At 67.8% G+C, this 13179-nt stretch carries 11 protein-coding genes; 7 read left to right on the top strand and 4 right to left on the bottom strand.

What is annotated here, in order from left to right:
- Positions 1 to 1169 (top strand): alpha/beta hydrolase (locus HF203_RS07900; protein ID WP_246221697.1); only part of this gene is annotated, 1169 nt, incomplete at its 5' end.
- On the opposite strand, the gene HF203_RS07895 is transcribed toward HF203_RS07900, so the two are convergent.
- The 4 genes from HF203_RS07895 to HF203_RS07880 form a co-directional block, all read right to left on the bottom strand.
- The gene (locus tag HF203_RS07895; protein WP_168668402.1) at positions 1156 to 2424 is read right to left on the bottom strand and encodes an alpha-amylase family glycosyl hydrolase; all 1269 of its coding nucleotides are present in this window, start codon (positions 2422 to 2424) and stop codon (positions 1156 to 1158) included. The two genes, HF203_RS07900 and HF203_RS07895, sit on opposite strands and share 14 nt — an antisense overlap.
- Positions 2425 to 2467: 43 nt before the next feature.
- On the bottom strand, positions 2468 to 4243 hold the full coding sequence (locus HF203_RS07890) for a glycogen synthase (protein ID WP_168668400.1): 1776 nt from the start codon (positions 4241 to 4243) through the stop codon (positions 2468 to 2470).
- 94 nt (positions 4244 to 4337) lie between these two features.
- On the bottom strand, positions 4338 to 6158 hold the full coding sequence (locus HF203_RS07885; RefSeq protein ID WP_168668398.1) for an Hsp70 family protein: 1821 nt from the start codon (positions 6156 to 6158) through the stop codon (positions 4338 to 4340).
- On the bottom strand, positions 6155 to 6667 hold the full coding sequence (locus tag HF203_RS07880; RefSeq protein ID WP_168668396.1) for a DUF2760 domain-containing protein: 513 nt from the start codon (positions 6665 to 6667) through the stop codon (positions 6155 to 6157). The genes HF203_RS07885 and HF203_RS07880 overlap by 4 nt, the downstream gene beginning before the upstream one ends.
- 165 nt (positions 6668 to 6832) lie before the next feature.
- On the opposite strand from HF203_RS07880, the gene HF203_RS07875 reads away from it, so the two are divergent.
- The 6 genes from HF203_RS07875 (at position 6833) to secD (ending at position 13177) form a co-directional block, all read left to right on the top strand.
- Positions 6833 to 7045 carry a DUF2934 domain-containing protein gene (locus HF203_RS07875; RefSeq protein WP_168668394.1) on the top strand — a complete coding sequence of 71 codons (213 nt, stop codon included), beginning with the start codon at positions 6833 to 6835 and terminating at the stop codon, positions 7043 to 7045.
- 355 nt (positions 7046 to 7400) lie between these two features.
- Positions 7401 to 7934, top strand: coding sequence for a peptide-methionine (S)-S-oxide reductase MsrA (gene msrA / locus HF203_RS07870; protein ID WP_168668415.1), 534 nt, complete (start codon positions 7401 to 7403; stop codon positions 7932 to 7934).
- 885 nt (positions 7935 to 8819) lie between these two features.
- On the top strand, positions 8820 to 9512 hold the full coding sequence (locus tag HF203_RS07865; RefSeq protein ID WP_168668392.1) for an HAD family hydrolase: 693 nt from the start codon (positions 8820 to 8822) through the stop codon (positions 9510 to 9512).
- A gap of 19 nt (positions 9513 to 9531) precedes the next feature.
- Positions 9532 to 10635: a tRNA guanosine(34) transglycosylase Tgt gene (gene tgt / locus HF203_RS07860; protein WP_168668390.1), complete on the top strand. Its 1104-nt coding sequence runs from the start codon at positions 9532 to 9534 to the stop codon at positions 10633 to 10635.
- A gap of 193 nt (positions 10636 to 10828) precedes the next feature.
- Positions 10829 to 11161, top strand: a complete 333-nt coding sequence (gene yajC / locus HF203_RS07855) for a preprotein translocase subunit YajC (protein ID WP_168668388.1) — start codon at positions 10829 to 10831, stop codon at positions 11159 to 11161.
- A gap of 159 nt (positions 11162 to 11320) precedes the next feature.
- Positions 11321 to 13177 (top strand): protein translocase subunit SecD, encoded by a 1857-nt coding sequence (gene secD / locus HF203_RS07850; protein ID WP_168668386.1) that lies wholly within the window; start codon positions 11321 to 11323, stop codon positions 13175 to 13177.
- Positions 13178 to 13179: the final 2 nt, after the last annotated feature.

Here is a 13179-nt window from a genome sequence, read left to right as displayed (position 1 = left end):
TGCTAAAAAACCCCCAGGGTGCCGGGGGCCCGCGCCCGGGCGGCGCCGCCCCATTGGGCGCGGCGCGCCGACGTGGACTGGTCTATGGCACCGCGCGGGTGCGGATCGGCCCTGGGCTCGACGGTGCGGGGGTATTGCGCCAGAGCCTGCTGGCGCGGCGCACCCGACCGGTGACCCTGGAGCTGGGGCGGGTCGAGGAACTCGGGCGCTTTCCCGAGGAGCCCTATGCCATCGTCCGCGACGCCGCCGATCGGGTCCGCCTCGACCCGGCCGAGCTGCGTCGCTTCGCCCGCGCCCGCGCCGACCTCCAGCAACAGTTGCGACTGCGGTTGGCCGCCGCGCCGCGCAAGGAGTTGCTGCTCTACGTCCACGGCTTCAACGAGACCTTCGCCAGTGCCGCCTACACCGCCGCTGAGTTGTGCCACTTCCTCGGCCGCGAGCCGGTCTGCGCTATCTTCACCTGGCCGGCGGCGGCGAGCGGCAACCTGCTGACCTCCTACACCGCTACCACCGAGTCGGCAGAGTACGCCGTCGAGCACCTCAAGAAGACGCTGCGCATGCTTGCTGCCACCCCGGGGCTCGAACGCATCCAGCTGCTCGCCCACAGTCGTGGCTCCCTGGTGCTGGTCGACGCGCTGCGCGAGCTGGTGGTCGAGGCCCTGACCCAGGGGCAGGAGCCCCGGACACGCTATCGCATCGACAACCTGGTGTTGATGTCCCCGGACATCGATGTCGATCTGGCCGCGCAGAAGATTACCGGCTTCGCCTCCGATCCCGGGCTGCTCGGCGCGCGCGCCGCCCGGCCGCTGCCCCGACTGCTCTCCGGGCGGTTGACGGTCTATGCCTCGCCGCACGACCGCGCCCTGCTGATCTCGCGCATCCTGTTCCGTAGTCGCGACCGGGTGGGGCGAATCAGCCTCGAGGGTATCCGCCCGGGGGCGCAGCGTTATCTCACCACCCTTGGGCGGATCGATCTGATCAGCTACGAGGGGCGGCGCACCGACTTCTTCGGACACGGCTACTTCACCACCAACCCGCGGGTGAGCGCCGATCTGGTCGCCTTGTTGCGCTATGGCCGGGGGCCGGACGATCCGCTGCGCGGACTCGAGCGTACCGGGCCGGCGACCTGGCGCTTTCCCGACGTCGAGGGCGGGCTCAGTCCCCGGTGACCAGTACCCGTGCCATCCCCGGCCCCAGCTCGAACTCGAAGGGGGTGGGCAGATAGTCCATCGCCCACTGGAAGGAACGATCGCGCAGTGGCGCCGGGTGCTCGAGGTGGCGGTAGAGGTCGTCGATGCGCAGCCACTGGCGTTGTTCGACGTCCTTGTTGAGTACGATCAGCGCCTCGCCGGCGCCGTCCTCGGTACGCTTGTGCAGTAACAGCACCGCCGGGTTGTCGAGCGGGATGATGCGCACTGGCCCCTCGCCTTGGAACACCGGGTGGGCGTCCTTGACCGCGTTGACGTGGCGGATGAAGTTGCCGAGGTCGAGATTGGTCGCCTCCCAGTCCGCCGGTCGGGTGGTGACCACGTCGAGTGGCTGGGCGAAGCCGAACTCGTAGCCGATCGGCATCAGCACCCCGCCGGAGAACAGCGCGGCGAACAGATAGCGCTGTTCCAGGGCGTGAGGGTTGCCGCCGGACTCGGCATAGAGTCGCGCGGTGTCGTGGCTCTCGGGGAAGCCGATCGAGGGCACCAGGGTGCGGGTGGCGTCGTACTGCTCGAGCAGCCAGGGCGAGGCGAGGTCCCACCACTTGCCGCTGTTGAAGATGGCGTCGAAGCCCGCGGCGGCGGTCTCGCGGGTCTGCTCGGGCGAACAGCCGAGGGTCTCGGCGACGAACACCACCTCGGGGTGGTCGCGATGGACGTGCTCGATCAGCCGGTGCCAGACCGCCGCCGGGACCTGATAGGCAGCGTCGCAGCGGAAGCCGCGGAAGCCGAGCGCGATCAGGTGCTCGACCACCTCCCGACAGTAGCCGAACAGCCCCTCGCGATCGCTGGTGTGGTGCCAGTCGAACTGCGCCAGGTCCTCCCACACCACCCGGGTGCCGTCGGCCTCGACGCAGGCGGCGTTGGCGACCTGCTGGCCCTCGCGCACGAACCACTCGGGGTGATCGCGCACCAGCTTGGCGTCGATCGCGCAGTGGTTGATCACCAGGTCGATCATCACCCGCATGCCGAGGTGCTCGGCCTCGGCGATCATGGCGCGGACCTGACGCTTGTGCGGGGTGCGCGAGCCGGGACGGAGGAAGTCGCGGCTGATGGCGAAGTAGTCGGCGATCGAGTAGAGACTGTCGGAGCGGCCACGCTTCTGAATGGGGTTGACGAACACCCAATCGAAGCCGAGGTCGGCGGCGCGCTCGAGGTGCGGGGTCCACGCCTCGAAGGGGCCGCAGAGGCGGGGGAAGAGATTGTAGAGCTTCATTGCATGATCCTTACTCGCCACTGACTGCTGCCGGGTGCCGCCCTCAGCCGTTACGGATGTAGTCGTAGATGTTGAGATAGTCCTGACCGGGACGGTTCCAGGAATAGTCGGTACGCATCGCGTTGTGCATCAGCGCGCGGAAGTCGCCGGGGTAGTCACGGTAGCAGGCGATCGCCCGGCCCAGGGCCGATTCCAGCCCGGCGAGGTCGTAGTCGTTGAAGACATAGCCGTTGCGCTCGTGCAGCGGGCGGGCGGCGTGGTCCTTGTCGAACACGGTGTCGGCCAGCCCGCCGGTGGCACGCACCACCGGGATGGTGCCGTAGCGCAGCGCGATCATCTGGGTCAGGCCACAGGGCTCGAAGCGACTGGGTACCAGCATCATGTCGGCGCCGGCATAGATCAGGTGCGCCAGCTCCTCGTCGAAGCCGATCTCGAGATGACAGTCGGGGCTGTCGTTGAGCATCCGCTTGAGCCCCCAGAAGTCGGCGTTGATCGCCGGGTCCGGGCTGGAGCCGAGGAGCACGAACTGGGCGCCGCGCTCGAGGGTGTAGAAGATCGCGTGGCGCACCAGCTCGAGCCCCTTCTGCGGGTCGAGCCGACCGATGAAGGCGACGATCGCCTTCTCGTTGTCGGCGAGCATCAGCCGTTGGCGCAGCGCGCGCTTGTCGTCGTACTTGGTCTCGATGGTCTCGAGGCCGTAGCGCGCTGGGATGTGGCGGTCGATCTCGGGGTTCCAGACGTCGTAGTCGATACCGTTGACCACCCCGCCGTACTTGACCTGGTGGGCGTGGAGTACGCCCTCGAGACCGAAGCCCTGACCCTGGTCCTTGGTCTCGAAGGCATAGCGCGGCGAGACCGTGGTGACGAAGTTGGAATAGACGATGCCGCCCTTGAGCAGGTTGAGCATGCCCGGGTAGCGCGGGTCGCCGAGACGGTCGTGGTGATGGAAGCGCTCGGGGTGCTGCAGCCCGGTGGCGCGTAGCAACTCGCCGCCGACCACCCCCTGGTGGGCGAAGTTGTGGATGGTCAGACAGACCCGGGGATGGGTCATCCCCAGGCGCTGATAGAACTCGTAGAGATAGACCGGCAGCAGCGCCGTCTGCCAGTCGTGGCAGTGGATCACATCCGGGTGCTTGCCGCTTTGCCAGAGGAATTCGATGGCCGCGCGCGAAAAGAAGGCATAGCGCAGCACGTCGTCGGGATAGCCGTAGATCGCCGGGCGGTCGAAGAAGTCGTCGCCCGAGTGCGGCTCGATGAAGAAGCACTTGCGGTCGTGGACGAAGCCGAAGTAGACGCTGCAATGGATCGACCCGTCGTACCAGGGTACCCAGAGGTCGCGGTGGACCTCGTGTAAGCCATAGATCTGGTCGTAGCGCATCGAGGCGTACTTCGGCAGCACGATCTCGACATGGTTGCCACGGATCGCCAGTTCGCGGCTGAGGCCGAAGACCACGTCGGCCAGCCCGCCGACCTTGGCCACGGTGGCCAGCTCCGGGGAGACGTGGACCACGAACAGTTCGGGGCGTGTCGGTGCGGGTAAGGACATCGGCTCGGGCTCCGGTGCGGGGGCCGGTGGCGCGGGTGTCTGGGCTACCTCCGGGGCGGCCTCCGGCTGTTCCAGTTGGTCCAGCCGTTGCGGTTGGTCCGAGTCGATCCCGGCGGCGTGTCGTTCGCGAATACTCCTCCCGCTGCGGCTCGGCTCCGGTGTCGCGACCGAGGCGCTGAGGCGCTCCGGCGCTGCTGGCACGGAGGGCGTGGCCGCGCTGCGGCGCCGCCGGGTGCTGGGCTTGGATTTCGATCCCGTGGGCTGTTTCGCCATCGACTCGGTTCCTGGGGCTGTCGTTGCGCGCGATTCGTGGCCATCGGCCGAACGCATCCAGTGTACCCCTTATCGTATCGGGTGCGGGCGGCGCCTAGCGCCGGGCGTGGCGGCCACGGGTGTCGAAGGCCACCGCCCAGCGCTCATCGCCGCCGTCGCTCGGCAGTGCGATCAGCTCCAGGGTGCCGGTCTCGGTGACTGCCGCCTGCAGTCGCACCGCGACCACCTCGCCGGGGTGGTGGCGGTGCGCGGTGAGGGTGACCTGGACCTCCTCGAGTTCACTCAATTCATCCGGCGACCACGCTTCGAGCAGGTCGCCGACGTGGTCCTCACGCCTGAGGTCCGAGCCGAAGAAGCGAAAACGCACCGGCTCGCCCACCACCAGGCCGAACGCCTGGGGCGGCGCCACCGCAGGCGAACCCTCCTCCAGCCCGAGCGGCACCAGACAGAGCGCGGCAAGCTCCGGTTCGATCCCGGGCACCGCCGGGGCTGCGCCCTCGACACCGACATAGTAGGCGTGTGAGGTCCCGCCGCGGATACGTACTCCACCGTGGTGGCGGGCATGGGCGTGGAAGGCGGCGCCACGGGCGACGGCGAGGTCGAGGTCGGTGGCGTTGAGCTGGCGCGGCGGCGCGCCGGTCGGCGCCAGCCAGGCGGCGAGCACGCTCATGACCCGCTCGCGCAACGCCTCGGCCTTGAATACCCCACCGTTGAACAGTACCGCCGTCGGTTGTGCGAGTGCCGTCGCGGGTGCTGCGGCCTGGTGGTGACGGGTGAGGAAGGCGGCCAGGTGGCGAGTGATCGCCGGGTCCTGCGCATAGGGCAGGCCGACCCGGGTGAGCGCGGCGCGGGCGCGGCCCTGGGGGCGAGCCTCGGCCATGACCTCGGGGAAGAAGCCCTCGACCAGGGTCTCTTCGAGTTCGGCGCGGGTCAGCTCGGTGCGGATGCTGGCGCCGACCAGGTGTGCGCCGCGGCTGGCCAGCACCACCGGCAGGCGTTCCAGCGCGGGGTCGGCGAACAGTGCCTCCTTGGCGTCACGACAGCCGTGGGTGAGCTGCTGGAGCTGCCAGCGGTCGAGTTCGACCCCGGCGTCGGCGAGCTTGGCGCGCAGCCGGTGGGCGAGCGCCAGGTCCATGTTGTCGCCGCCGAGCAGGATGTGCTCGCCGACCGCGACCCGGGTCAGTTCGAGCGCGCCCTCGCGCGCATCGACGGCGATCAGTGAGAGATCGGTGGTGCCGCCGCCGACGTCGATCACCAGGATCAGGTCGCCGACCGCGACCTGTTCGCGCCAACCGCCGGCGCTCGCCGCGATCCAGCTGTAGAGTGCCGCCTGCGGCTCCTCGAGCAGGGTGAAGTCGGCGAGCCCGACGGCGCGCGCAGCGGCGGCGGTGAGCTCGCGCGCGGCCGGGTCGAAGGAGGCAGGGACGGTGATGGTCAGCGCCTGCTCGGAGAGCGGGTCCCGGGGATGGGCGCTGTCCCAGGCCGCGCGCAGATGGGCGAGATACTGCATGGTCGCGGCCAGCGGCGAGATCCGCTCGATCGCGTCCGGGGCCTCGAGCGGTAGGATCGGCGCCTCGCGATCGACCTCGGGGTGGCACAGCCAGCTCTTGGCGCTCGCCACCAGCCGGATCGGGGTGGTGAGACCGAGCGTACGCGCCAATGCGCCGGCGATCGGGGTCGGCGCCGCCGGCCAGGGCAGGGCGAGTGCGCCGGGATCGAGTTCGTCGCGGTGTGGCAGATAGAGGAAGGCGGGCAGCAGCGCGCGCGACTCCAGGGTGCCAGGGGCGGTCAGTTGTGGGATGGTCAGCTGGTGCTGCGCGATTCGCTCGCCCTCGCTGTTGTCGGCGTCGATCCAGGAGAGCGCGCAATGGGTGGTGCCGAGATCGATACCAACGGCATGGCGTGGGCTGCTCACAGCTCGACCTCCGCGGCGGCGATGATGCGTGGGTCTTGGCCCGGGGTGGGGGTGGGCAGGCGTATCGCGCGGACCTCCCAGCCGGGGTGCACGAGGGTGCCGGTGAAGGGCGGCTCGCCGACCAGGGCGCCGCTCGGGCGCAGCCGGTTGGCGTCGAAGCCGGGCTCGAGGGTGATGCGGGCGCCCTCGGGCGCCTGGCTGATCGGGGCCAGCGGCAGGTGCGCGTCGAGCACGCGACGACACCCCTGGTGGACGATGCGGGCGGCGGCGCCGAGTGTCGCGTCGTCGCTGCCCTCGATGTCTTGCTGCAGGAAGTCGACCAAGCGCCCCTCGCGCTGGAGCAGTGCGAGTAACTGTAGGGCCGCGTCGGCCTGATCGGTGCGGTGCTCCTGGACACTGGGGCTCGGGCGATCGAGTCGATCGGCGAGTGTGGGATCGCCGAGGATACGCCAGGCGTGGCCCAGAGCGAGCCGGATGCGGTGGTGCAGCGATGGCGTGCGGGCGGCCATGTCGGTCCCCTCTGTAGATGTGGGTTGGACTCTGAGAGTCGATTTCATATCGTGTGCGCAGCATCGCGCCGTCGTACGGGCGATGCAAGCGCCGGACGCTTGGTCAGAGGGCGGCGAGGCGAGAGGGGACCGTGTTGAGATGACCGAGATCGATGCGGAGGGTGTATGGAAACGAACAGACGGCCGAGCGCTGCACGCAGACACCAGATGATTGCGGTGGCGGCCTACTATCTGGCCGAGCAGCGGGGATTTGCGCCGGGTGGGGCCGAGGCCGACTGGCTTGCCGCCGAGCGGGCGGTCGATGTCATGTTGGCTGTCGCCGCGACGGGGGTGCCGGTGATGCACGGGTTGCGGTTGCTCGAGGCGCGGCAGCCATAAAAAAAGCGCGGTGTTTGCCGCGCTTTGAAATCATTACCACCAAAGGAGGTTTGAGGATGCACCAAAGCCCCAGCTTTAGTACATCATAATTTTCTTAAGTGCCGGTTTTCTTGTCAAGACCCTTCTGCGGGGTGTCGGTTGTGCTGCCGAGATGCCCCGAGGGGCGTCGATGGCCTAAGCATGCGGCCATGGGGTAGGGCGGACGCATTGATATCCATCAGTTCGTTGCCCTCGGCGAGGCCGCACCTTGGCGGATCCGGGGCCCTTGTCTCGAGGCCGAGTGAGCGCAATCTGTGATGAACGGGCCCGGCACGCGGGCATGGGTCCATGCTCAGACGGTGACGGGAGAGCAATGATGCAACACGCGCTAGCGACCCTGGGGGGTGGTTGCTTCTGGTGTCTGGAGGCAGGATTCGAGCGGCTGCGTGGTGTGGAGACGGTGGTCTCCGGTTATGCCGGCGGCGGGTTGGAACAACCCGGCTATCGCGACGTCTGTCGTGGCGATACCGGTCATGCCGAGGTGGTGCAGGTGCGGTTCGATCCGACGGTGATCGATTACGCGTCCCTGCTCAAGGTGTTCTTCACCCTCCATGACCCGACCACGCGTAACCGCCAGGGCGCCGACATTGGCACCCAGTACCGCTCGGTGATCTTCCATCACAACGCGGTGCAGCGCGAGCAGGCCGCGGCGATGATCGCCCGGCTCGACGCCGCCGGGCTCTGGCCCGATCCCATCGTCACCGAGCTCCTCCCGGTGCCGACCTTCTACGCGGCCGAACCCGAGCATCAGGGCTACTTCCGCCGCCACCCCCGGCAGCCCTACTGCCAGGCGGTGATCGACCCCAAGCTCGCCAAGCTGCGTCAACGCCATCGCGCCCTGCTCGCGTAGGGCGTCGCCAGCCGCCAGGAAGTCTGAACCGCAAAGGCCCAAAGGGCGCAAAGAAGAGAAGGGCTTCCAGCGATCAGCCGCCAGCCGCCAGGAAGTTTGAACCGCAAAGGCCCAAAGGGCGCAAAGAATGAGAAGGGCTTCCAGCGATCAGCGATCAGCCGCCAGCTGACAGCCTCCAGTGATGCCCCGCGTCGGCGCTGCGGTCTTGCCTATCCAAACCCCTTTGCGCGCTTCGCGCCTTCGCGGTTCGATTGAGCTTCCAGCGATCAGCCTCCAGTGATGGCCCACGTCGGCGTCGGAGTCTTGCCTATCCAAGCCCCTTTGCGTGCTTCGTGCCTTCGCAGTTCGAATGAACTTCCAGCGATCAGCCTCCAGTGATGGCCCACGTCGGCGTCGGAGTCTTGCCTATCCAAGCCCCTTTGCGTGCTTCGCGCCTTCGCGGTTCGAATGAGCTTCCAGCGATCAGCCTCCAGTGATGGCCCACGTCGGCGCTGCGGTCTTGCCTATCCAAACCCCTTTGCGTGCTTCGCGCCTTCGCAGTTCGAATGAACTTCCAGCGATCAGCCATCCAGTGATGGCCCACGTCGGCGTCGGAGTCTTGCCTATCCAAGCCCCTTTGCGTGCTTCGCGCCTTCGCAGTTCGAATGAGCTTCCAGCGATCAGCCTCCAGTGATGGCCCACGTCGGCGTCGGAGTCTTGCCTATCCAAACCCCTTTGCGTGCTTCGTGCCTTCGCGGTTCAATCTGCTGGCCGCTGGCCGCTGGCCGCTGGCCGCTGGCCGCTGGCCGCTGGCCGCTGGCCGCTGGCCGCTGGCCGCTGGCCGCTGCGTCTGGAGCGCGCTGTCGATTACGGGCACAATGGGGCTTTAGGATCGCCGATCATTGCATGTCCGTCCCGCCGCTGCGTCTCATCACCCTGGATCTCGACGACACCCTCTGGCCCTGCCGCCCGGTGATCGAGGGGGCCGAACGTGCGCTCCACGACTGGCTGCGTGCGGTGGCGCCACGCCTGGCCGCGGCCCACGACATCGCCGCGTTGCGCCGCCATCGCCAGCGGCTCGCTGCACGGCTGCCGCATCGCGCCCATGATCTCGGCGAGATCCGGTTACGCTCGCTGCGCCTGTTGCTCGCCCGCCACGGCTATCGGGTGGGGCTGGCCGAGGCCGGGCTGCGTCTGTTCCTCGATCATCGCAATCGGGTCACGCCTTATCCCGATGTGATCCCGGCGCTGCGCGCACTCGGGCGGCACTATCGGTTGATCTCGCTGACCAATGGCAACGCCGAGGTGCAGGCCACCCCGCTGCACGGGCTGTTCGCGCACTCGCTCAACGCCGTCGACGTCGGTGCGGCCAAGCCCGACCCGGCGCTCTTTGTGCGTGCCCTGGCGCTCGCCGGGTGTCGTCCCGAGGAGGCGCTGCACCTCGGCGACGATCCGGCGCGCGATGTCGCCGCGGCGCGCGCCTGCGGGCTGCGCGCGGCCTGGATCGATCGCGACCTGCGTCCCTGGCCCGAGGGCCTGGCGCCGCCGGCCTGGCGCGCGACCGACCTGGCCGAGGTGGTGGACCGGCTCGTCCCCTGACAATCCCGAGGAGAACCTGATGGAATTCGAACTGCTCGCCCGCGACGGGCTGGCGCGGCGTGCCCGGCTGCACTTCCCCCGTGGCACGGTCGAGACCCCGGCGTTCATGCCGGTGGGCACCTATGGCACGGTCAAGGCGATGAGCCCGGAGGAGCTGCGCGAACTCGGCGCCGAGATCGTGCTCGGCAACACCTTCCACCTGATGCTGCGCCCCGGCACCGAGGTGATCCGTCGCCATGGCGATCTGCACGACTTCATGCACTGGGAGCGCCCGATCCTCACCGACTCGGGCGGCTTCCAGGTGTTCAGCCTCGGCGAGCTGCGCAAGATCACCGAGGAGGGGGTGCACTTCCGCTCCCCGATCGACGGCAGCCGGGTGTTCATGAGCCCGGAGGTGTCGATGCAGGTGCAGCGCGAACTCGGCTCTGACATCGTGATGATCTTCGACGAGTGCACCCCGTATCCGGCCGACGAGGACCAGGCGCGCGCCTCGATGGAGCTGTCACTGCGCTGGGCGGCGCGCTCGCGCGAGGCCCACGGCGACAACCCCGCGGCGCTGTTCGGCATCGTCCAGGGCGGCATGCACGAGGCGCCGCGCGCCGACTCGCTCGAGGGTCTGATGCGCATCGGCTTCGACGGTTACGCCATCGGCGGGTTGTCGGTCGGCGAGCCCGAGGCCGACCGACTGCGGGTGCTCGACTTCCTCTCCGACAAGTTGCCGGTCGATCACCCGCGCTATCTGATGGGGGTCGGCACCCCGGAGGACATCGTCGCCGCGGTCTGTCGCGGGGTCGACATGTTCGACTGCGTGATGCCGACGCGCAACGCGCGCAACGGCTATCTGTTCACCCGTCACGGCACCATCAAGATCCGCAATGCCGCGCATCGTACCGACGAGCGCCCGCTCGACCCCGAGTGCGGCTGTTACACCTGTCGTCACTACAGTCGCGCCTACCTCCATCATCTCGATCGCTGCAAGGAGATCCTCGGCTCGCGTCTGGCCACCATCCACAATCTGCATTACTACCAGGAGCTGATGGCCGGTCTGCGCACGGCCATCGCCGCCGGACGATTGACCGAGTTCGTCGCCGAATTCAAGGCGCTGCGCGGCCTGAGCGGTTGAGCCGCAGTTGCGTCGCGATGCACACACGCTGCCACCGAGTCGGCGTCGCAGCGTGTGGCGACGCTGTATCTTGGTCGGCGCTGTGCGATAATCGCGCGCTGGAATTTCTGCGATCGCGTGGCCCAGGTCGTGCCGGTCCGTTTCCACATCCACTGGATCGAGTGAGATCGATCCAAACGCCGAAGGAACCGATATGAGCTTCTTTATCTCCGACGCCCTCGCCCAGGGTGAGGCGGCCGCCGCTGGCGGTGACCCCTTCATGGCCCTGCTGCCACTGGTGCTGTTCGCCGTCGTCTTCTACTTCCTGCTGATCCGTCCGCAGGCGAAGCGACAGAAGGAGCATCGCAAGATGGTCGAGGCCCTGGCCAAGGGCGATGAGATCGTGACCCTCGGCGGCATCGCCGGGCGTATCGCCGATCTCGGCGAGAACTTCATCCTGGTCGAGGTCGCCGAGGGCGTGCAGATGAAGGTGCGTCGCCAGGCGATCGAGTCGGTGATGCCCAAGGGCACGCTCAAGGATCTCTAAAGAGCGTCCCGACGCCCGAGGCCGACCGCGGTCTCGGGCGTCGTCGTGTCCGACCCATCTCGCGGACCCACCCCCATCCCTGGATCGGTGCCCGGTCCGCGTCCCCGTTTTCCCGTTGCGCGCAGTGGCATCGCTGATGCCTTTGCTCTTGGACTTGCAATGAACCGATATCCCCTGTGGAAGAATCTACTCATCCTGGGCGTGGTCCTGTTCGGGCTGGTGCTGGCGATGCCGAACCTGTTCTCCCAGGACCCCTCGATCGAGATCTCCCCCGCGCGAGGCGTCGAGGTGACCGCGGCGAGCGTCGACGAGGTCCGCGCCGTGCTCGACAACGCCGGGGTGCCTTACAAGGACGTGGAGCTGAGCGAGGACGGCCGTCTGCTGGCGCGCTTTGCGCTCTCGGGTGAGCAGTTGCGCGGCCAGGAGGTGATCGAACGTACCCTCGCCGAGCGCTATCGCACCGCGTTGACCCTCTCGGCCGATCTGCCGGGGTGGATGCGCGCGCTCGGGCTCAACCCGATGTCGCTCGGGCTCGACCTGCGTGGTGGTATCCACGTGGTGATCGACGTCGACATGGAGAGCGCGCTCGACCAGGCGCTCGAACGCTATGTCAGCGATATCCGCGCCCAGTTGCGTGAACACAAGATCCGCTATCTGACGGTGCTGCGCGAGGGTAGCGAGATCCTGGTCAAGTTCAAGGACGAGGAGACGCGCGATGCGGCCGATAAGCTGCTCGGGCGTGAGTTCCGCGCCCTTGAGCTCACCAACAGTGAACGCGGTGGCACCTATCTGATCCAGGTCGCGCTGCTGCCGGCCGAGCAGGAGCAGATCAAGGACTTCGCCCTCAAGCAGAACATCACCACCCTGCGCAATCGCGTCAACGCCCTCGGCGTGGCCGAGCCAAGCATCGCCCGTCAGGGTGAGCGGCGTATCGTGGTGCAGCTCCCCGGTGCCCAGGATCCGGGCCGGCTCAAGGACATCCTCGGCGCTACCGCGACCCTCGAGTATCGCCTGGTCGATACCGAGCACAGTGTCGCCGATGCCGTCTCCGGGCGGGTGCCGGTGGGCAGCCGGCTCTATCGTGACCGCGATGGCGTGCCGATCCTGCTCAAGCGTCGGGTGATCGTCACCGGTGACCAGATCACCGACGCCTCGGCCGGTTTCGACAGTCAAAGTGGTACCCCGGCGGTGTTCGTCAACCTCGACGGCCAGGGTGCGCGGCGGATGCGTAACGTCACCACTGAGAACGTCGGCAAGCCGATGGCGGTGGTCTTCATCGAGAACCGCACCACCACCGAGCTGGTCGATGGCGAGCCGGTCAAGCACACCCAGAAGGTCGAGGAGGTGATCAGCGTCGCCACCATCCGCGAGCCCTTCGGGCGGCGCTTCCAGACCACCGGGCTCGATAGCAGCGAGGAGGCGCACAACACCGCGCTGTTGCTGCGTTCGGGCGCCTTGGCCGCACCGATCCAGATCGTCGAGGAACGCACCATCGGCCCGAGCCTGGGTCAGGACAACATCGATCAGGGCTTCCGCTCGGTGATGATCGGTCTCGGCCTGGTGGCGCTGTTCATGGCGCTCTACTACCGGGTGTTCGGTTTGGTGGCCGACCTGGTGCTGGTGGTCAACCTGGTGATGATGGTGGCGGTGCTTTCGCTGCTGCAGGCGACCCTGACGCTGCCGGGTATCGCCGGTATCGTGCTCACCGTGGGCATGGCGGTTGATGCCAACGTGCTGATCTTCGAGCGCATCCGCGAGGAGATCCGCAACGGTAGCTCGCCGCAGGCGAGCATCCGCGCTGGTTATGACAAGGCACTCTCGACCATCGTCGACGCCAACGTCACCACCCTGATCGCGGCGGTGGTGTTGTTCAGCTTCGGCACCGGGCCGGTCAAGGGCTTCGCCGTGACCCTGTTCATCGGTATCGTCACCTCGATGTTCACGGCCATCCTCGGCTCGCGCGCCGTGATCAACCTGATCTACGGCCGTCGTAACGTCAAGAAACTGGCCATCTGAGG

It is taken from the genome of Marichromatium bheemlicum, assembly GCF_012276755.1.
Taxonomy (GTDB): Bacteria; Pseudomonadota; Gammaproteobacteria; order Chromatiales; family Chromatiaceae; genus Marichromatium; species Marichromatium bheemlicum.
Note: the sequence above shows the minus strand (reverse complement) of the source record. Positions and strands in the feature narration are given on the sequence as shown.

What these genes read in the sequence shown, in the direction of transcription:
- HF203_RS07880 (WP_168668396.1), bottom strand. Translation starts at nt 6,667, where the DNA reads ATGGCCGCCCGCACGCCATCGCTGCACCACCGCATCCGGCTCGCTCTG.
- msrA (WP_168668415.1), top strand. Translation starts at nt 7,401, where the DNA reads ATGCAACACGCGCTAGCGACCCTGGGGGGTGGTTGCTTCTGGTGTCTG.
- HF203_RS07895 (WP_168668402.1), bottom strand. Translation starts at nt 2,424, where the DNA reads ATGAAGCTCTACAATCTCTTCCCCCGCCTCTGCGGCCCCTTCGAGGCG.
- HF203_RS07890 (WP_168668400.1), bottom strand. Translation starts at nt 4,243, where the DNA reads ATGGCGAAACAGCCCACGGGATCGAAATCCAAGCCCAGCACCCGGCGG.
- secD (WP_168668386.1), top strand. Translation starts at nt 11,321, where the DNA reads ATGAACCGATATCCCCTGTGGAAGAATCTACTCATCCTGGGCGTGGTC.
- yajC (WP_168668388.1), top strand. Translation starts at nt 10,829, where the DNA reads ATGAGCTTCTTTATCTCCGACGCCCTCGCCCAGGGTGAGGCGGCCGCC.
- HF203_RS07875 (WP_168668394.1), top strand. Translation starts at nt 6,833, where the DNA reads ATGGAAACGAACAGACGGCCGAGCGCTGCACGCAGACACCAGATGATT.
- HF203_RS07865 (WP_168668392.1), top strand. Translation starts at nt 8,820, where the DNA reads ATGTCCGTCCCGCCGCTGCGTCTCATCACCCTGGATCTCGACGACACC.
- tgt (WP_168668390.1), top strand. Translation starts at nt 9,532, where the DNA reads ATGGAATTCGAACTGCTCGCCCGCGACGGGCTGGCGCGGCGTGCCCGG.